Here is a 17,520-nt window from a genome sequence, read left to right on the forward strand (position 1 = left end):
GGAAGAGTCATGGACGCAGGCTTCACCGCCGAACAGGACGAGATCCGCCGTACGCTGCGCGAACTCCTGCACCGGCGCTGCGGACCCGAGGAGCTCCGCGCCGCCCTCGACACACCCGGCGGCCACGACCCCGCCCTCTGGTCCGCCCTCGCCGAACAGCTCGGCCTGCCCGGACTCGCCCTCCCCGAGGCGTACGGCGGTGTCGGCTGCTCGGTCACCGAACTCGCCCTCGCAGGGGAGGAGTTGGGGAGGGTGCTGGCGCCGGTGCCGCTGCTCGCCACCGCCGTCCTCGCCGGGCCGGTCGTACGCGCCCTCGGTACAGAGGCCCAGTGCGCCGCGCTGCTGCCCCGGCTCGCCTCCGGCGCCCTCACCGCCGCCCTCGCCGTACCCGGCACCGCGCTGGCCACCGCCCTCGCGCTGACCGGCGGCAACGGCGGGGAGTGGGCCGGCGGCGGGCGTGCGGGAGGCGTGCAGGCCCGGCGGGCGGGGGAGGGGTGGCGGCTGTACGGGGAGGTCGGGCAGGTGCTCGACGGGCACAGCGCGGAGCTTCTGGTGGTCGCCGCGCATGCCGGTGGGTTCGCTCGGTCGCGGACCCTGTTCTTCCTCGTGTCCGGCGACGCGGCGGGGCTCGTGCGGGTACGGCAGACCGCCCTGGACGCCACCCGGCCGCAGGGACGGCTGCAACTCCGGGACGTGGAGGCCGAGTTGCTGGGCGGCGAGGACGGGCGCGGGGTGCTCGGCGCCCTTCGTGCCGTCGGGGACTCGGCCGCCGCCGTGCTCGCCTGCGAGGCCGTCGGGGCCGCCGACCGGGCGTTGGAGCGGACGGTCGAGTACGTGAAGCAGCGGGAGCAGTTCGGGCGGGCGATCGGGTCGTTCCAGGCGGTCAAGCACCGGCTGGCCGACGTGTACGTACAGCTTCAGGCGGCGCGCTCGGCGGCGTACTACGCGGCCTGGGCGGCCGGGCAGGGCGAGAGCGCGGGCGGGCTGGCGCTCGCGCAGGCGCTGGAGGCGCTGCGGTGCGCCGCCGCCGAGGGGATCCAGCTGCACGGGGGCATCGGCTTCACCTGGGAGCACGACGCTCATCTCTACTTCAAGCGCGCCGCCGGCGACGAGCTGCTGTTCGGGCCGGTGCACCGGCTGCGGGCGCATGCGGCGGACGCGGCGCGACTCTTCGAGGGCCGGGAGGTGTCGGTGTGATCGGCGAACGAATGGTGCAGCGGGTGTCCTCGACCAAGGGCTTCGCCAAGGTGGCCCCGCATGTCATTCCGGCCCTGGACCGCGCCGTCCACCGGCTCACCCGGGGGAAGGTGCTGGTCAGCGCCCAGATGCTGCCGGGCGTGATCCTCACGGCCAAGGGGGCGCGCAGCGGGGTGCCCCGCCGGACTCCCCTCGCGTGCATGCCTGAGGAGGGCGGGCGCGAGTGGATCCTCATCGGGTCCAACTTCGGGCGTACGGACCACCCCGCCTGGACCCACAACCTCCTCGCCCATCCGGACGCCGAGATCAGCTGGAAGGGCACGGACATTCCGGTGCGGGCCCGGCTGCTTGAGGGCGAGGAGCGGGCGGCGGTCTGGAAGCGGCTGCTGGCGTTCTGGCCGCCGTACGCGACCTATCAGGAGCGGGTCGAGCGGGAGATTCGGGTCTTCCGGATCAGCCGGCGCGACTCGTAGTGCGTGCTGCCCGCGCAGCACAACAGGCGGTGGTTCACGGGTCACCCGTGAACCACCGCCTGCCAGACAGGACTTGAACCGGAGGGCGCGGACTTACTTCGTCGGCTTCTTTCCGGTCACGCCCAGGTGCACCAACAGCGCCAGGTTCGGCTTGAGTTCGGCCTGCTTGACGCCCCAGGTCTGGAAGCCCTTCTGGTGCGAGGCGACGGCCGCGAGCATCGCGACCAGCGAACCGGCGACCGCCGCCGGGTTCACGTCCTTGTCGACCTTGCCCTTGGACTGAAGTTCCGTGATCGAGTCGGTGAGGGAGTTGTTCACCGAGTTCAGGATCTTCATACGGATCTTGTAGAAGCGTTTGTCCCCCTCGGCGGCGCCGAGGTCGACCACACGCAGGATCGCGTCGTTCTTGCGCCAGAACTCCAGGAAACCGTCCACGAGTTCCTGGGCCGTGGTCCAGCCGGCCTTGCCGACCCATGACCGGCCCTCCAGAAGCGCGGTCAACTGGCCGCCCTCCGTGGCCATTTGCTCGGCGATCTCCAGGACGGCGCCCTCGACGTCCGGGAAGTACTGGTAGAAGGTCGCGGGCGAAGTCCCCGCCTTCCGGGCGACATCAATGACTTTGACGTCCCGGTAGGGCGACGAGCTGAGCATCTCGCTGAGGCAGTCGAGCAGCTTCTGCCGGGTCGCCTGCCCACGCCGGCCGGCCACGCGGCCGTCGACGGTACGCACTTGTCCTGTCATGCCGTCAGCTTACCGAGGGGTGATCGGAGCGCGATTCGGCCGACTGCAAATGGGGTGCATGAGGACGTGGAGACGGTTGTGCTGGTCCTGCGCGGTGCGCGAGGCGCCGTTACTTTTGCCGCATGGCCGAAAACAGGGCATCCGCGTACGGAGAGGGCGTCCCCTGCTGGGTGGACGCGCAGCTTCCCGACGTCGAGGCGGGCAGGCGGTTCTACGGTGAGCTCTTCGGGTGGACCTTCGAGGAGCAGCGCTACGGCGGCTCCGTATGGGCGTTCCAGGAGGGCGAGCCGGTCGCCGCGCTCGCGCACAAGACGGACGGCCGTATGCCCACCGTCTGGACGGTGTACTTCGCGACGCCGGACGTGGAGGCGCTCGCCGACCGGGTCTGGGCGGCCGGCGGACAGGTCGTCACGGCGCCGCTGCCGGTGGGCGACCTGGGCACGACCGCGCTGGTCACGGACCCGGAGGGGGCAGTCTTCGGCCTCTGGGAGCCGGGCAGCCACCCCGGCTTCGGCAGGCGGCACGAGCCCGGCGCCTTCGCCTGGGCGGAGCTGTACGCCCGGGACACCGAGGCCGCGAACGACTTCTACGGCGGCCTCTTCCACGACGCCCTGTTCGGGCCGGACGCGAAGCCCGATTTCGGCCGGGCGGCCGTCTCGGAGGTGTTTCCGGCCGAAATGCCGCCCCACTTCCTGGTCCACTTCCAGGTCGAGGACTGTGAATCCGTCCTCGGGACGGTGAACCGGCTCGGCGGCCGGGTACAGGCACCACCATTCGAGACGTCTTACGGAAAGGTGGCGCTCGTCACGGACAATCAGGGGGCGTCGTTCGCGGTACTGGAGCGGCTCGGCGGGTGAATCGGCGGGCGAATCGTCCCGGTTTGCGTGAGACACCCCGTTTCGGACCCGGGTTCGCAACCAGCGCCCGGGACAGGAAGAATCAGGGTGCGCGCCGCCAGGGGTGGTGCGGTGGTGAGACGCTGCACGGGGTCGCGTACATATGTGGGTGACGGGGCCCGTACGGGGAGGTGGCAGGCAAGTGGTGGATCAGCTGACGCAGCACGATCCGCGGCGGATCGGGCCGTTCGAGGTGCTGGGACGGCTGGGTGCCGGCGGCATGGGGCTGGTCTATCTCGCGCGCTCGGCTTCCGGCCGGCGCGTGGCGATCAAGACGGTCCGTACGGAGCTCGCCGAGGACCAGCTCTTCCGCGTCCGCTTCACCCGCGAGGTGGAGGCGGCGCGAGCGGTCTCCGGTTTCTACACGGCCGCCGTGGTGGACGCCGATCCCCGTGCCGCCGTGCCGTGGCTGGCCACCGCGTACGTCCCCGCGCCCTCGCTCGAAGAGATAGTGAACGAGTGCGGGCCGCTCCCGGCCCAGGCGGTGCGCTGGCTGGCGGCGGGCGTCGCCGAGGCGCTCCAGTCCATCCATGGCGCCGGGCTGGTCCACCGCGACCTCAAGCCCTCGAACGTCCTCGTCGTGGAGGACGGCCCGCGGGTCATCGACTTCGGCATCGCGTCCGGCGTTTCGAACACCCGTCTGACCATGACGAACGTGGCGGTCGGTACGCCCGCCTACATGTCCCCCGAGCAGGCCAAGGACTCCCGCTCCGTCACGGGCGCGAGTGACGTCTTCTCGCTCGGCTCGATGCTGGTCTTCGCGGCCACCGGCCACCCGCCCTTCCACGGCGCCAACCCGGTCGAGACGGTCTTCATGCTGCTGCGCGAGGGCCCGGACCTGGAGGGCCTGCCGAACGAGCTGCGCCCGCTGATCGAGTCCCTCATGCAGATGGAGGCGACCAGCCGCCCGAACCCGGCCGACCTCCAGGCCCAGCTGGCCCCGCACCTCTTCGGCTCCGGCTCCGACGACAGCGGTACGGCCTCGGCCTGGCTGCCCGAGCGCGCGGTGAGCCTGATCGAGGCGCGGCGCAACGGCCGCCCGGCAGCCAAGCCCGGCCAGCAGGGCGGCGCCCGCAGCGGAGGCGGCCGCCAGGCCCCCGTCCCGCCGCCCCCGCCCTCGTACGACCCCGCGGTCCCCTCGCCCGTGCCCGTGGGCGCCCCCGACACCGGTCCGGTCCGGCTGGCCGGCGCCCAGGTGCCGATCGGCCCCGGCCCCCGTGTCTCCGACGTCCGCGCCGCCGCCGTGAAGGCACCCCCGCCGGAGGCCGCCCTGGCCGCCTCCTGGGCCAAGCCGCGCCCCGGCGTCAACGGCGCCGACCCCGTCGTACCCTCGTCGGCCCCCACCGCGCCCCCGGAGACGGCCGGCGGTTGGCGTCCCTGGCGTTTCCGCATGTCGAACGACGTGTGGGGCACCCCGTCGGTCGCCGGGGACCTGGTGTACGTCACCTCCTTCGAGGTGCACGCGCTGGACGTGGCCACGGGCAGGCGGCGCTTCAAGACGCGGGACGTCGCCTGGTCGATGGCGGTCTCGGACGGGGTCATCCACGCCTCGGACGGGCCGATGCTGTTCGCCCTGAACGCCCGCGAGGGCACGGACCTGTGGCGGCTGTCCACAGATGGCTGGGTGTACTCCCTGCACGCCGACCGCGGCACGGTCGTCACCGGCACCCGGGGCGGCGGCGTCCAGGGCTGGGAGGCCTCGAACGGGCAGAAGCTGTGGGAGCTGTCCGGCGCCCAGACCGACTTCGAGTCGCCCGAGGCCGGTCCCGCCGTGCACGACGGCACGGTCTACGTCTGGCAGGACGCCCGGCTGCGCGCCCTGGACGCCCGTACGGCCGAGGAGCGCTGGTCGTACCCGATCGGCGACGCGGCCTCCTGCGGCGGCGTCCCGGTCCGGCTGACGCACGCGCCGGACGGCTATGTGTACGTCTCCGCCGGCACCCGCGTCCTCGCGCTGGACGTGGCGAGCGGCCATGTGAAGTGGCACTTCGAGGCCCCGGCGGTCTTCCTCTCCCCGCCGACCTTCGCGCCCGGCCCGGCCGTCACCGGCGGCGGCATCTACCTCGCCGACTACCTCGGCACGGTGTACGCCCTCGACGCGGCCGACGGCCGTGACCGCTGGCGCATCGCCACCGAGTCCCGCTCCTCGGTCGACCCGGTCCTGGTGGCCGCGGGGCACGTCCACGTCGGCAGCGGCAAGGGCCTCTACACCCTGGACGCGGTCACCGGCACACCCAAATGGCGCTTCCAGGCGGGCGGCGACATCGTGGGCGCCCCGGCGGTCGCGGAGGGCCGTATCCACTTCGGCTCCACGGACCACCTGCTCTACACCCTGAAGGCCGACGACGGCCGGCTGCGCTGGAAGCTCGCGACCGGCGGCGAGATCACCGGTTCGCCGGTTGTCCGGGACGGGGTCGTGTACGCGTGCAGCAAGGACCGCTGCGTGTACGCGCTGGACGCGGAGAAGGGCACGGGCACGGCCCGTACCGCCTGAGCGATGAGGTGACGGCCGTCGTACCAAGCGCACGGAAGGGTGTGGACGGCGGCCGTCCCACCTAGACGCTACGCCGGGTGCGCGGTCGTCGCCATGTGGTGTCAGCGGGTGCGGAATGTTCGATTCCGGGCGGTGAACAGTTCCGCCTGCCGTTCGCCCGGGAGGTTGCCGAGGGCGATCAGGTGCGGGGCCTGCGCGTATCCGGCCGCGAGGTTCGCCTCCTTGGCCGCCCACAGGGCGCGGACCGTGCCCTGGACGCCCTCCGGCGGGTAGCCGGCGATCACCGTGGCGCACTCCGTCGCGGCCGCCAACGCCCCGCCGGGCCCGGTGAGTTCCGAGACCAGCCCGATGTCGTACGCCCGCCGCGCCCCGATCCGTTCCGCCGTGCCCATGAGCATCATGCGGGCGACTTCGCCGTACGGCATCCGCCCGCTCATCAGCACCGACTCGTACGCGCTGACCATGCCGTACGTGGTGTGCGGGTCGAAGAAGGCGGCGCTCGGGTCGGCCACGACGAAGTCCGCCTCGCCGAGGAGGTAGAAGGCGCCGCCGCAGGCCATGCCCCGCACGGCGGCGACGACCGGTTTCCACAGGTCGTTCGACTTGGGGCCGACGTGGAGGAGCGGATCGTCCGCCATGTAGGGGGAGTTGGGCTGCGGGACCACCGCGTCCCGGTCGAGGCCGGTGCTGAAGGCCCGGTCGCCCGCTCCGGTGAGGACGATCGCGCGCACCGAGTCGTCGAAGCGCAACTCGCCCCAGACGGTGCGCAGTTCGTCGCGCATGGCGAGGTCGATGGCGTTGAGGCGGGCCGGGCGGTCGAGGGTGACGATGGCGACGCCGGAGTCCTTGTCGGCCGTCACCCGTACGGCGGTCACGACCGCACCCACTGCACCAGCCCGTCGGCGAACACCGCGTGCACGCGGGTGCCGATCCGGATGCCGTGTGGATCAAGGGAGTTGAGGGCCGCCCCGGCCGCGCTGACGAGATTGCCGACCAGCCGGATCCGGGGGGCGTCCTCCAGCTCGACGACGATCACGTTGTACGGGGCCTGCGCCGCGTAGTCGGGCAGCAGCGGCGGGTGCGGGACGACGTACGACCAGATACGCCCGCGCCCCGAGACGGGCCGCCACTCGGTCGCGAAGGACTGGCAGTGCGGGCAGCAGGGGCGGGGCGGGAAGCGGAGTTCGCCGCAGTCGGCGCAGGCCTGCACGCGCAGTTCGCCCTCGGCCGCGTACCGCCAGAAGGGGGCGCCGTCGTCGTCCTTGACCGGGTCCAGCATGTCAACTCCTGTTGGTCAGCAGCAGCGCGGAGGTCGGAACGCCCTCGCCGGCGGTCACCAGGCAGGTGCCCGCGTCCGGGACCTGCGCGGTGCTGGTGCCCCGCAGCTGCCGTACGCCTTCGTTGATGAGGTTGAAGCCGTGGACGTAGGCCTCGCTCAGCCCGCCGCCACCGGTGTTGATCGGCAGCCGGCCGCCGATCTCCAGGGCGCCCTGCTCCGTGAAGGCGCCGCCCTCGCCGCGGCCGCAGAAGCCGTAGCCCTCCAGGGAGAGCGGGATCAGTGCGGTGAACGCGTCGTAGATCTGGGCGACGTCGACGTCCTGGGGTGTGAAGTCGGCGTGTTTCCACAGGTGTCGGGCGGCGGTCCAGGCGGGGCCGGTGAGCGGGTCGTCGTTCCAGTAGTTGACCATGCCGTGGTGCTGGGCGGGCAGACCCTGGGCGGCGGAGTGGACGTACACGGGCCGCCGCCGGCAGTCGCGCGCCCGCTCCCTGCTGACCACCACGCACGCCAACGCCCCGTCCGTCTCAAGGCAGTTGTCGAAGAGGCAGAGGGGCTCGCTGATCCAGCGGGAGGTCATGTACATCTCGCGGGTCAGCGGGCGCTCGTACATGATCGCGGCGGGGTTCTGGTTGGCGCGGTTGCGGCAGGCGAGGGCGACGTTGAAGAGGTGGTCGCGGGTGGCGCCGTACTCGTGCATGTAGCGGCGGGTGAGCATGGCTATCTCGTCGGCGGGGCGGAGCAGGCCGAAGGGGCGGGTCCACTGGGCCGGGGTGGGGAGTTGGACGGTCGTGTTCTTCCAGGGGCGCGGTCCGCTGCCGCGCTTGCGGGACCGCCAGGCGACGCCGACCGTGGCCTGCCCCGCGGCTATCGCGGCGGCCAGGTGGGCGACCGTGGCACACGAACCGCCGCCGCCGTAGCCGACCTTGCTGAAGAAGGTCAGGTCCCCGAGGCCGACCGCCTTCGCCAGCTCCACCTCGTCGGTCTCCTCCATCGTGTACGAGGCGAGGGCGTCGACCTCGCCGGGGGCGATCCCGGCGTCGTCGAGGGCGGCGAGGACGGCGCGGCAGGCCAAGGTGCGTTCGTCCTCCGGGAGTTGCCGGGCGAAGGCGGTCTGGCCTATGCCGACGATCGCGGTGGCGTCCTTGAGTCCGGCCATGTCGGGCACCTCCGCGTGGGGACAGGGAAGCTGACAGGGCGTCAGAGTACCGATAATCTGACGGGTAGTCAGCTACTAGGCGGGAGGCCGCTGTGCGCGGAGACATGGAGTGGGGGACCGTCCCGGGCCTGGTCCGCTCGGCGGCGGAGCGGTACGCCGGCACCGAGGCGGTGGTGGAGGGCCGTACCCGGATCTCGTACGCCGAACTCGGCGCCCGCGTCGAGCGGTCGGCGGCGGCCTGTGTCGCGGCGGGCGTGGAGCCGGGCGACCGGGTCGGGATCTGGGCCCCGAACTCCCTGGACTGGATCGTGGCGGCGCTCGGCGCTGTCTCGGCCGGCGCGGTGCTCGTGCCGGTCAACACCCGCTTCAAGGGCGCCGAGGCGGCGGACGTGCTGCGCCGCAGCGGGGCGCGGCTGCTCTTCGTCACCGGCGCGTTCCTGGGGACCTCGTACGTGGCCTCGCTGCGGCGGGCGATCACGGAGGGGCCGGGGCTGCCGGAGCTCGACCGGGTGGTGGTGCTGTCGGAGGACGCGCCGGCCGACTTCCGTACCTGGAGCACCTGGAAGGACTTCCTGGCGGGCGGGGACGGCGTCGGCGCCCGCGAAGTCCGGGCGCGGGAGGCCGAACTGGACGGCGACCGCCCCTCCGACATCGTCTTCACGTCCGGTACGACGGGCCGCCCCAAGGGCGCGGTGATCACGCACGCGCAGACCCTGCGGGCGTACGAGATCTGGTGCGACCTGGCCGGGTTGAGGCGGGGCGACCGCTATCTGATCGTGAACCCCTTCTTCCACACCTTCGGTTACAAGGCCGGGGTGCTGGCCTGTCTGATGCGCGGCGCGACGATGATTCCGCAGCCGGTCTTCAACGTGGACACGGCGCTGGCGAACATCGCCGCGGAGCGGGTCTCGGTGCTGCCCGGCCCGCCGACCCTGCACCAGTCGCTGCTGGACCATCCCGCGCGCGACGCGCACGACCTCTCGGCGCTGCGGCTGGTGGTGACGGGTGCCGCGGTCGTACCCCTGCGACTGGTGGAGCGGCTGCGCGGCGAACTGGGCGTGGAGACCGTCCTGACGGCGTACGGGCTGTCGGAGGCCAGCGGCATCGTGACGATGTGCCGGCGCGGCGACGACCCGAAGGTGATCGCCTCGACGTCCGGGCGGGCGATACCCGGCACGGAGGTGCGGGTCGCGGCCCCGGCCGGACAGCCCGGCGAGGTGCTGGTGCGCGGCTTCAACGTGATGCGCGGCTACTACGAGGACGCGGCGGCCACGGCCGAGACGGTCACCGAGGACGGCTGGCTGCGGACGGGGGACGTGGGGGTGCTGGACGGTGCGGGGAATCTGCGGATCACCGACCGCATCAAGGACATGTTCATCGTCGGCGGCTTCAACGCGTATCCGGCGGAGATAGAGCAACTGCTCGGGCTGCACCCGGCGGTGGCGGACGTCGCGGTGATCGGCGTACCGGACCCGCGGCTCGGCGAGGTCGGGAAGGCCTATGTGGTGCGTCGGGCGGACTCGGTGCTCACGGCGGACGACCTGATCGCGTGGGCGCGGCGGGAGATGGCCAACTACAAGGTGCCCAGAGAGGTGGAGTTCGTGCCGGAGCTGCCGCGGAACGCGAGCGGGAAGGTGGTCAAGGGGGAGCTGCGCGGCCGCGGTTGACCCGGCTCGCTGGTGACTCCGGACATGCCTCGGCCGCGGCGGCTCCCCCTCGGCGCCGCCGCGGCCGTCCCCGTGCGGGAAAGAGCCTCAGGCCTTCTCGTCGGTCGCGTGCAGGTTGTCCGGCGTGACCGTGGCGGTGCCGCTGTCCGCCTTGAGCGGGTTCACCCCGGTGAGCGGCTCGCTGGTCGCGTGCAGGTTGTCCGGGCTGACCTCGGTGCCGTCCTCGACGTCCGTGGCGTGCAGGTTGTCCGTGGTGTTCTCGTCGCTCATGACGACTGCCTCCCCTGACAGTTCAGGTCTCTTGATGTGGCCGCCGGCCCGGCGACTCCCCCGAGGGCCGCCGGGCCGGCTTCGTGACCGCTCACCGTAGTGCAACGGCCCAGGTCGACCCGTCTGCCCCCCGACGCGACGGAACGACAGGACGAGAGTGCCGGGTGGCGATAAACGAACGATGAACGCCCTACTTGGTCCTCGACCGCCGGTACTCCTCGACCACCAGGTCGGTCAGCTCGGCCACCGACGTCTGAGACGTGCGCTTGTCGAAGGTGATCTCGCCGTGCTGGAGCAGGTTGACCCGGTCGCAGACCTCGAAGACCTGGGCGTAGTTGTGGGCGATGATGATGACGGACACCTCGCCGCGGGCCTTGAGGTCGTTGACCAGGTCGAGGATGAGGGCGCCTTCCTTGGCGCCCATCGCGGCCAGGGGCTCGTCGAGGAGGAGGACCCTGGCCTCGGAGTAGACCGAGCGGGCCACGGCGATGGCCTGGCGCTGGCCGCCGGAGAGCTTGGCGACCTCGACGTCGACCGACGGGATGTTCACGCCCATCTCGTCCAGGTGCTCCTGGGCGATCCTGCGCATCGCGCGGTTGTTCAGCAGGCGGGTGGGGCGGATCTTCTCCCGGTTCAGGAACATGTTGTGGTAGACCGTCAGCTCGTTCACCAGCGCCAGGTCCTGGTACACCGCGTCGATGCCGAGCGAGCGAGCGTGGTCGACCGACTTGAGCGTCACCTCCTCGCCGTTCAGGAGGATGCGGCCGGCGTCGGGCCGGTGGAAGCCGCAGAGGATCTTCAGCAGGGTCGACTTGCCGGCGCCGTTGTCACCGACCAGGGCGAGCACCTCACCCTTGTCCAGGCGCAGGTTCACGTCCCGCAGCGCCGTGACCGCGCCGAAGCCCTTGGCCACGTGCTCCACGGAGAGCGCCGGTGCCGGTGCCGGCCCGCTCATCGGCGGCCTGCCCTTCGCAGTCTGGTCAGGTACACGTTGAGCACCATGGAGAGGATGATCGCCGCACCGAGGATGATGTTGAACGGGTTGGCGTTGATGCCGATGAGGTTGAACCCGTTGCGCAGCTCCGCGAGGACGAGCGCGCCGAGCAGCGCGCCGACGACCGTCCCCGAGCCGCCGGCCAGCGCCGTACCGCCGATGACCGCGGCGGAGACGGCGGTGAACATCGGGGAGGCGCCGTCCGCACCCGCGGAGGTCGGGTCGATCGAGTCGACGCGGAAGGCCTCCAGGATGCCGGCGAAGGCCCCGAGGGCGCTGGTGGCCATGAAGTTGCCGAACTTGATGCGGCCGGTCCTGATGCCGGCCTCGCTCGCGCCGAGCGGGTTGCCGCCGGTGGCGATGGTGTGCAGACCCCAGCGCGAGCGGGTGAGCACCACGTGGAAGTACGCGACGATGATCAGGCACCAGATCAGTTCCGACCAGTCCGCCTGCCCGAACCAGCCGCGCACCCCGTGCGCCGCCTCGGGGATCTGGGCCGGGTACGCGTGCGACGTGGTCAGCATGATGCCGAGGATGAGGAAGAGCATGCCGAGCGTGGCGACGAACGACGGCACCTTGAGCACGACCACCACGAAGCCGTTGACGAGTCCGACGACGGCGCCGGCCAGTACCGAGCCGATGATCGCGACGATCGGGTACGTGCCGTAGTAGTCGATCATGTAGTGCATCAGGAACGGCGACAGGGCGAAGACGGCGCCCACCGACAGGTCGATCTCGCCGCTGACCAGCAGCAGCACCATGCCCGCCGCGATGATCGCGTACGGTGCCGTCTGCTGGGAGAGGTTGACCAGGTTGCTGCGGGCCAGGAAGTCCGAGTTGTTGGACCAGAAGTAGAGCAGCAGGCCCACCGCGACGATGAAGATGGTGGCCTCGCGGCGGATGACGAACGCCTCGAAGGCCAGGCGCAGCGGGCCGTGCCGCCGCACCGGCGGGGTACCGGCCGTGGTGGTCGTCCCGCCGGTCGCGTCCTGCACGGCCCGCTCGCTCATGCGTGTGCGATGGAGCCGGAGCGCTTGACCAGCTGCTGCTTCGTGCTGGAGCCCTCGAACCGCGTCTTGGTCTGCAGATAGGGGTCGACGTTGTCCTTGGTCACGAAGAGCAGGCCGGTGTCGGTGACGCTCGGGATCACCAGTCCGCCGGACAGCTTGAACAGCCACAGGTAGAGCACGCTCAGGAAGCCCTGCAGATAGGGCTGTTGGTCGATGGTGAAGTCGAGGTCACCCGCTTTGATCGCGGTGAGGGTGTTGGGGTTCAGGTCGAAGCCGCCCGCGACCACGCCCTTGCTCTTGAGGCCGTACTTCTTCACGACCTTGCCGACGTTCTCCGTCGAGCCCGCGTCGACCGCGAACAGGCCCTTGAGGCCCTTGTGTCCGCTGACGTACGCGTCGATGGTCGACAGCTCCTGGGGGAGCTCCGCGCCGCTGGCGACCGACTTGAAGTCGATCGACTTGCCGGATGCCTTGATCGCGTCGGTCGCCCCGTCGATGCGCGGCTGGATGTTGAGCGCGCCCGGGGTGGCGATGAACCCGACCGCCTCCCCGCCGGACGGCATCAGCGAGGCGATACGGCGGCCCAGCTCGACCCCGGACTGGTAGAGGTCCTGCCCGACGTAGCAGAGCCGGTTCGTCCCCGGGTCCCCCTTCGCCCCGTCCGCGTTGTACGAGAGGGTCGGGATGCCGGCGTCGAGGGCCTTGTCGACGGGTGAGGTGAAGGCGTTCTTGTCGACGACCGCTATCGCGATGCCGTCGGCCTTCGCGGAGATGGCCGAGCTCATGGCGCTGACCATCTCCGGGACGCTGGAGTCCTTCGAGCCGGTCCACTGGAACGAGGCGTTCAGGAGCGCGCAGGCGTCCGCGGCGCCGTACTGCGTCGGAGTGAAGAACGGGTTCGTCGTGACGTGGTTGACGAACACGAACTTCCACTTCGGCGTCTTCGGGAAGTCGCCGACACCGCCGCCCGACTTGTTGTCGTCACTCTTGTTGCCGGCCGAGCAGGCGGACAGCAGGGCCGCCGCGGCGGCCGATGCGCTCACCATTCCGGCACCGCTCAGCAGTCGCCGCCTGGCCAGCCCGTTCAGGCTGAGCGTGTCGACGGCCTCTTCCACCTGCGGATCGATCTTCTTCATGACGACTCCGGCGCGCTCGGCCCATGCTGCTCGGTATTTCGAACGACGTTCGGCACGTTTCGTGGGGCTGAACGTAGAACTGGCCTGATATGTCGTCAAGGCCCTGAGCGGGCTACGGTTTCGCCAACATTTGTCCGGGGCCGGCTCCGGCCTCCGGGTAGTGCCGACGGAGTACGGAGAGACCGATCGCCGCCCGCCGTACGCGCTCGCGTGCGGTCGCCACGGCCACGTCGGCGAGGTGCGCTCCGGAGGGATACAGCGGCGGCGCGTTCCGTACCGTGAACTTGAGGTGCACCGGAGCCGCCACGCGCACGAGGGCCGGGATCTCGTAGTAGCGGACCACGCCGCCGAAGTCGTCGGCGCCCTCCACGTAGACGTCCAGGGGTACGTCGACCGCGGCTCGGATCGCCGCCGTCTGGGCGAGGGTGAGGTCGATCGGCAGGTTGATCGTGGTGACCCCGAGGTCCTCAAGAACCCGCGCGGCCGCGGGATTGGCCGTCGGCATCGATATCGACGCCTTGATCCCCAGGTCCGGCGGCAGGTCGCCGGACCGCCGCATCCGGCCGAGGACCCACAGCTGGCCGATGTCGGCCACGAGCACGCTGCGCACGCCGAGGTCGCAGCCCCGGATGACGTCCTCGACCCCGTACACGAGCTGGTCGGCGCCGCGCAGCACCGCCGCCGCGCCGCCACCCGCGGCGGAGGTGGCCTGGATGCCGATGTCCCAGCCACCGCGTGGTCCCACGAAGAGGCAGACCTCCACCCCGCGTTCGCGGCCGAGCGCCACCATCTGCTCGATCTCCGGGTCGGCGAGGAGCATCATGCCGCTGCCCTGGCTGATGCGGTGGATCCGGATCCCGTGCCGGTCGGCCTCGTCCATCACCGCCTGGAACGGGCCCGGGCCTTCGACCGACGGGATCTCCACCCGGTACTGCGCGCCGTCCGGGAACCGCTTGTCGGAATCGGGCAGTTCACCGAGATCCCGGTCCGGCAGCCCGAGCGCGGACAGCGACCGCCGTGACCTTTCCATGCCGTCCATCCGGACCTTCTTCCGGTCGATATCTCGAACTTTGTTCGGAATCGCTGTGCTTGGACGGTAGGCAGCCGATGACGGCCCGTCAACGGCCCGCGGAGGCACCGCGGGGCGGGGTTCCGGCCGTGGGTCGCGCGCCCTAGGCGAGCGCCAGCGGCGTCAGCAGCGGTCGTACCGTCTCCGCCTCCGGGGCGTCCAGGGCCTCGAACAGCTCCAGGGCCTCGCGCCAGCAGACCTGGGCGCGGCCCGACTGGCCGATGCCGCTCAGCCCGTGGCCGAGGGTGACGAGGACCCCTGCCCGGCGCCAGTCGCCGCCGATGCCCCGCAGCACGGTCAGCGCGCTCTCGGCGTTGGCCGCCGCCTGCGCCGGGCGCCCGGCGGCCAGGTCGACCTCCGCGAGGCGGAACAGGGACATGCCCTCCCAGAGCCGCTGGCGGCTGTCCCGGAAGACGGTCAGGGCCTCCTGGAGGCGGTCGGCTGCCTCGGGCAGCTCCCCGTGCTCGGTGAGCGCGAGGCCCAGCGCGTAACGGCCGTTGGCGCCCTTGAGGGCGTGGCCCATGGCGTCGTACATCTCCATGCCCTGGCGGGCCAGGGAGACCGCGCTGTCGGTGCGGCCGGTGGCCAGGTGGATCCGGGAGAGGTTGCACAGCACGGCCGCCTCGCCCGCCCGGTCGTCGCAGGCGCGGAAGCCCTCGATGGCGCGGTTGATGTGGGTCTCGCCGTCCTCGTGGCGGCTCTGGTAGAGCGCGATCACGCCGAGGATGTTGGACGCCCAGCAGCCGGCCAGCGGATCCGGCGCGGCGCCGATCAGCTCGTGGGCCAGGGCCGCCTCCTCGTCCGCCAGGTCGAAGCGGCCGGTCACGCTGTGCGCGTACCCCAGCGTGATCAGCGCCCGCGCCTCCGCCCGGGTGTCCCCGGCCTCCCGCGCGGCCTCCCGCAGGGCCGAGGCGACCCCTTCGTACGCCTTGGAGTTGGTGCCGGACTCCGCGAGGTCCACGGCGGCCCACAGCAGGTCGACGGCGCGCCGCAGCGAGCCGGAGCCGGCGGACTGGCGCACGCAGGCCAGCAGGCAGACCGCCTCCGAGTACAGCCAGTCCTGCGCCTGGTGCCGGTCGGCGAAGACCAGCCCCGGGTGCTCCGGGGCGGCCAGGTGGTCGACCAGCCGGTCGCCGGGGCGCTCGATCAGGTACACCCCGGCCGCGGTGGCCAGGTAGAAGTCCAGCAGGCGGGACATCGCCGCGTCCCGCTCGCTCGGCGGCCACTCGTCCCGCTCGGCGCAGGCACGCGCGTAGAGCCGTACGAGGTCGTGGTAGCGGTAGCGGCCCGGAGCCGCGGATTCCAGCAGGGAGGTGTCGACGAGGGCCTCCAGCAGGTCCTCCGTGTCCTCCACCGGGAGGTCGAGCACCGCGGCGGCCGCGGCGAGGGAGATGTCCGGTCCGTCGGCCAGGCCCAGGAGCCTGAACGCGCGGGCCTGGGCGGGCTCCAGGGCGCCGTAGCCGAGCTCGAAGGTGGCCTTGACCGCGAGGTCGCCCGCCTGGAGTTCGTCGAGGCGGCGGCGCTCGTCGGCGAGCTTGGCGGCGAGGACGGAGACCGTCCAGGTGCGGCGGGCCGCCAGCCGGGAGGCCGCGATGCGGATCGCCAGCGGCAGGAAACCGCAGGCCGCGACCACGTCCAGCGCGGCCTTCCGCTCGGCCGCCACCCGCTCCTCGCCCACGATCTTGGTGAAGAGCGAGAGTGCCTCGTCGGGGGACATCACGTCCAGGTCCACGAGGTGGGCGCCCGCGAGGTCGACCATCCGCACCCGGGACGTGACCAGCGCCGCGCAGCCCTCCGTGCCGGGCAGCAGCGGCCGTACCTGGGCCGCGTCCCGGGCGTTGTCCAGCAGGACGAGCACCCGGCGGCCGTCGAGCACCGACCGGTACAGCGCCGCCCGCTCCTCCAGCGAGTCCGGGATGGCCGAGTCGGCCGTGCCGAGGGCGCGCAGGAAGGAGCCGAGGACCGTCTCCGGCTCGGCCGAGCGGGTGCCGGCGCCCTGGAGGTCGACGTACAGCTGCCCGTCCGGGAAGGCGGCCCGGGCCTGGTGGGCGACGTGCACCGCGAGGGTCGTCTTGCCGACACCGCCGATGCCCGCGAGCGCCGACACCGCCATCACCCGGCCCTCGGCGGTGGCCAGCACCTCGCCGAGTTCCTTGACGAAGGAGGTGCGGCCGGTGAAGTCCGGGACGGTGGCCGGGAGTTGGGCCGGGCGGACGGGGGCCGGAGGCGGGGCGGCCTGCGGGGCGGACGGCTCGGCGAGGCCCGGGTCGGCCTGGAGGATGCGCTGCTGCAGCTCGCGCAGGCCGGGGCGGGGGTCGACGCCCAGCTCGTCGGCGAGCAGGCGGCGGGTGTCGGCGTACACGGCGAGCGCCTCCGCCTGCCGGCCGCTGCGGTACAGGGCCAGCATCAGCAGCTCCCGCAGCCGCTCGCGCAGCGGATGGGCCGCGGTCAGCGCGGTGAGCTCGGCGACCGCCTCCGCGTGACAGCCCTGCTCCAGGTCCATGTCCAGGCGGGATTCGAGGAGTTGGAGGCGCCACTCCTCCAGGCGCACGCGCTGCGCCTCCGCGTACGGGCCGGGTACGCCGGCCAGCGTCTCGCCGTCCCACAGGTGCAGCGCGCGGTCCAGCACCTCACGGGCGTGGCACAGGTCCCCGGCGCCGCGCGCCTTCTCCGCCTCGGCCGCCAGGTCCTGCGCCACCGCCAGGTCGAAGGCACCCTCGGCGAGCCCGCGCACCGCGTAACCGCCGGACTCGCTGACCAGGACCCCGGGGTCGAGGACCTTGCGCAGCCGGGAGGCGTACGTGCGCACCGCGGCCAGCGCCTGCGAGGGCGGCTCCTCGCCCCACAGGGCGTCGATCAGCTCGGCGGCGGTCGCCGTCCGGCCCTCGCGCAGCAGCAGGGCCGCGAGCAGGGCGCGCTGCTGCGGGGAGCCCGTGCTGAGCTGCTCCTCGCCGCGCCGGGCGCGCACCGGCCCCAGCACGGCGAAGCGCACGGGCTCCGGCTCGGCGGAGGACCCGGCCCGCCGCTGCTCAGGCACGCGCGGCAGCTCGGCGCCCCGCGGCACACGGTCGACCATCGCCGTCCCCCTAGAAACGTTTATCAACCCCGCCAGTCTGCCTTGTCCATGGCAGATGCGTC

General features: G+C 72.1%; 15 protein-coding genes. 5 read left to right on the forward strand and 10 right to left on the reverse strand.

What is annotated here, in order from left to right; genetic code table 11:
* Positions 1-9 precede the first annotated feature (9 nt).
* Together ABZ848_RS22885 and ABZ848_RS22890 are read left to right on the forward strand one after the other, a co-directional pair.
* Positions 10-1,197 (forward strand): acyl-CoA dehydrogenase family protein, encoded by a 1,188-nt coding sequence (locus tag ABZ848_RS22885; protein WP_360834564.1) that lies wholly within the window; start codon positions 10-12, stop codon positions 1,195-1,197.
* Positions 1,194-1,670 carry a nitroreductase/quinone reductase family protein gene (locus ABZ848_RS22890; RefSeq protein WP_360834566.1) on the forward strand — a complete coding sequence of 159 codons (477 nt, stop codon included), beginning with the start codon at positions 1,194-1,196 and terminating at the stop codon, positions 1,668-1,670. The genes ABZ848_RS22885 and ABZ848_RS22890 overlap by 4 nt, the downstream gene beginning before the upstream one ends.
* Before the next feature lie 93 nt (positions 1,671-1,763).
* Here ABZ848_RS22890 and ABZ848_RS22895 read toward each other — a convergent pair whose 3' ends face one another.
* Positions 1,764-2,411, reverse strand: a complete 648-nt coding sequence (locus ABZ848_RS22895; RefSeq protein WP_360834568.1) for a TetR family transcriptional regulator — start codon at positions 2,409-2,411, stop codon at positions 1,764-1,766.
* A 122-nt stretch (positions 2,412-2,533) separates the two neighbouring features.
* On the opposite strand from ABZ848_RS22895, the gene ABZ848_RS22900 reads away from it, so the two are divergent.
* Positions 2,534-3,268, forward strand: coding sequence for a VOC family protein (locus ABZ848_RS22900; RefSeq protein ID WP_360834570.1), 735 nt, complete (start codon positions 2,534-2,536; stop codon positions 3,266-3,268).
* A 181-nt stretch (positions 3,269-3,449) separates the two neighbouring features.
* Positions 3,450-5,801, forward strand: a complete 2,352-nt coding sequence (locus ABZ848_RS22905) for a PQQ-binding-like beta-propeller repeat protein (protein ID WP_360834571.1) — start codon at positions 3,450-3,452, stop codon at positions 5,799-5,801.
* Between the two features lie 101 nt (positions 5,802-5,902).
* Here the strand turns inward: ABZ848_RS22905 and ABZ848_RS22910 are convergent, their stop codons facing one another.
* Genes ABZ848_RS22910 through ABZ848_RS22920 form a run of 3 tightly spaced genes read right to left on the reverse strand, consistent with a single transcriptional unit; the run spans position 5,903 to position 8,236 of the window.
* Positions 5,903-6,676, reverse strand: coding sequence for an enoyl-CoA hydratase/isomerase family protein (locus ABZ848_RS22910; RefSeq protein ID WP_360834573.1), 774 nt, complete (start codon positions 6,674-6,676; stop codon positions 5,903-5,905).
* Complete coding sequence (locus tag ABZ848_RS22915) at positions 6,673-7,080, reverse strand: Zn-ribbon domain-containing OB-fold protein (protein ID WP_360834575.1); 408 nt, start codon at positions 7,078-7,080, stop codon at positions 6,673-6,675. Before ABZ848_RS22915 ends, ABZ848_RS22910 begins: the two co-directional genes overlap by 4 nt.
* 1 nt (position 7,081) lies before the next feature.
* Complete coding sequence (locus tag ABZ848_RS22920; protein ID WP_360834577.1) at positions 7,082-8,236, reverse strand: lipid-transfer protein; 1,155 nt, start codon at positions 8,234-8,236, stop codon at positions 7,082-7,084.
* Between the two features lie 104 nt (positions 8,237-8,340).
* Here ABZ848_RS22920 and ABZ848_RS22925 point away from each other — a divergent pair, with 104 nt between their 5' ends.
* The gene (locus tag ABZ848_RS22925; protein WP_360834579.1) at positions 8,341-9,903 is read left to right on the forward strand and encodes a FadD3 family acyl-CoA ligase; all 1,563 of its coding nucleotides are present in this window, start codon (positions 8,341-8,343) and stop codon (positions 9,901-9,903) included.
* A gap of 87 nt (positions 9,904-9,990) precedes the next feature.
* Here the strand turns inward: ABZ848_RS22925 and ABZ848_RS22930 are convergent, their stop codons facing one another.
* From ABZ848_RS22930 to ABZ848_RS22955, 6 genes are all read right to left on the reverse strand, one after another.
* Complete coding sequence (locus tag ABZ848_RS22930) at positions 9,991-10,173, reverse strand: hypothetical protein (RefSeq protein ID WP_242765493.1); 183 nt, start codon at positions 10,171-10,173, stop codon at positions 9,991-9,993.
* A gap of 190 nt (positions 10,174-10,363) precedes the next feature.
* Positions 10,364-11,128: an ATP-binding cassette domain-containing protein gene (locus ABZ848_RS22935; RefSeq protein WP_360834582.1), complete on the reverse strand. Its 765-nt coding sequence runs from the start codon at positions 11,126-11,128 to the stop codon at positions 10,364-10,366.
* A complete protein-coding gene (locus tag ABZ848_RS22940; protein WP_360834584.1) occupies positions 11,125-12,177 on the reverse strand; it encodes an ABC transporter permease in 1,053 nt (350 codons plus the stop codon). Before ABZ848_RS22940 ends, ABZ848_RS22935 begins: the two co-directional genes overlap by 4 nt.
* Entirely contained in the window at positions 12,174-13,313 is a 1,140-nt protein-coding gene (locus tag ABZ848_RS22945) for a sugar ABC transporter substrate-binding protein (protein ID WP_360834586.1), read from the reverse strand. The genes ABZ848_RS22940 and ABZ848_RS22945 overlap by 4 nt, the downstream gene beginning before the upstream one ends.
* Before the next feature lie 112 nt (positions 13,314-13,425).
* Complete coding sequence (locus ABZ848_RS22950; protein WP_360834588.1) at positions 13,426-14,352, reverse strand: U32 family peptidase; 927 nt, start codon at positions 14,350-14,352, stop codon at positions 13,426-13,428.
* Positions 14,353-14,485: 133 nt separating this feature from the next.
* Positions 14,486-17,458, reverse strand: a complete 2,973-nt coding sequence (locus ABZ848_RS22955; RefSeq protein WP_360834590.1) for a BTAD domain-containing putative transcriptional regulator — start codon at positions 17,456-17,458, stop codon at positions 14,486-14,488.
* Positions 17,459-17,520 lie beyond the last annotated feature (62 nt).

This window comes from Streptomyces sp. NPDC047081, from assembly GCF_040643775.1.
GTDB lineage: Bacteria > Actinomycetota > Actinomycetes > Streptomycetales > Streptomycetaceae > Streptomyces.

What these genes read in the sequence shown, in the direction of transcription:
- ABZ848_RS22950 (WP_360834588.1), bottom strand. Translation starts at nt 14,352, where the DNA reads ATGGACGGCATGGAAAGGTCACGGCGGTCGCTGTCCGCGCTCGGGCTG.
- ABZ848_RS22935 (WP_360834582.1), bottom strand. Translation starts at nt 11,128, where the DNA reads ATGAGCGGGCCGGCACCGGCACCGGCGCTCTCCGTGGAGCACGTGGCC.
- ABZ848_RS22895 (WP_360834568.1), bottom strand. Translation starts at nt 2,411, where the DNA reads ATGACAGGACAAGTGCGTACCGTCGACGGCCGCGTGGCCGGCCGGCGT.
- ABZ848_RS22920 (WP_360834577.1), bottom strand. Translation starts at nt 8,236, where the DNA reads ATGGCCGGACTCAAGGACGCCACCGCGATCGTCGGCATAGGCCAGACC.
- ABZ848_RS22900 (WP_360834570.1), top strand. Translation starts at nt 2,534, where the DNA reads ATGGCCGAAAACAGGGCATCCGCGTACGGAGAGGGCGTCCCCTGCTGG.
- ABZ848_RS22885 (WP_360834564.1), top strand. Translation starts at nt 10, where the DNA reads ATGGACGCAGGCTTCACCGCCGAACAGGACGAGATCCGCCGTACGCTG.
- ABZ848_RS22925 (WP_360834579.1), top strand. Translation starts at nt 8,341, where the DNA reads ATGGAGTGGGGGACCGTCCCGGGCCTGGTCCGCTCGGCGGCGGAGCGG.
- ABZ848_RS22940 (WP_360834584.1), bottom strand. Translation starts at nt 12,177, where the DNA reads ATGAGCGAGCGGGCCGTGCAGGACGCGACCGGCGGGACGACCACCACG.
- ABZ848_RS22945 (WP_360834586.1), bottom strand. Translation starts at nt 13,313, where the DNA reads ATGAAGAAGATCGATCCGCAGGTGGAAGAGGCCGTCGACACGCTCAGC.
- ABZ848_RS22930 (WP_242765493.1), bottom strand. Translation starts at nt 10,173, where the DNA reads ATGAGCGACGAGAACACCACGGACAACCTGCACGCCACGGACGTCGAG.
- ABZ848_RS22955 (WP_360834590.1), bottom strand. Translation starts at nt 17,458, where the DNA reads ATGGTCGACCGTGTGCCGCGGGGCGCCGAGCTGCCGCGCGTGCCTGAG.
- ABZ848_RS22915 (WP_360834575.1), bottom strand. Translation starts at nt 7,080, where the DNA reads ATGCTGGACCCGGTCAAGGACGACGACGGCGCCCCCTTCTGGCGGTAC.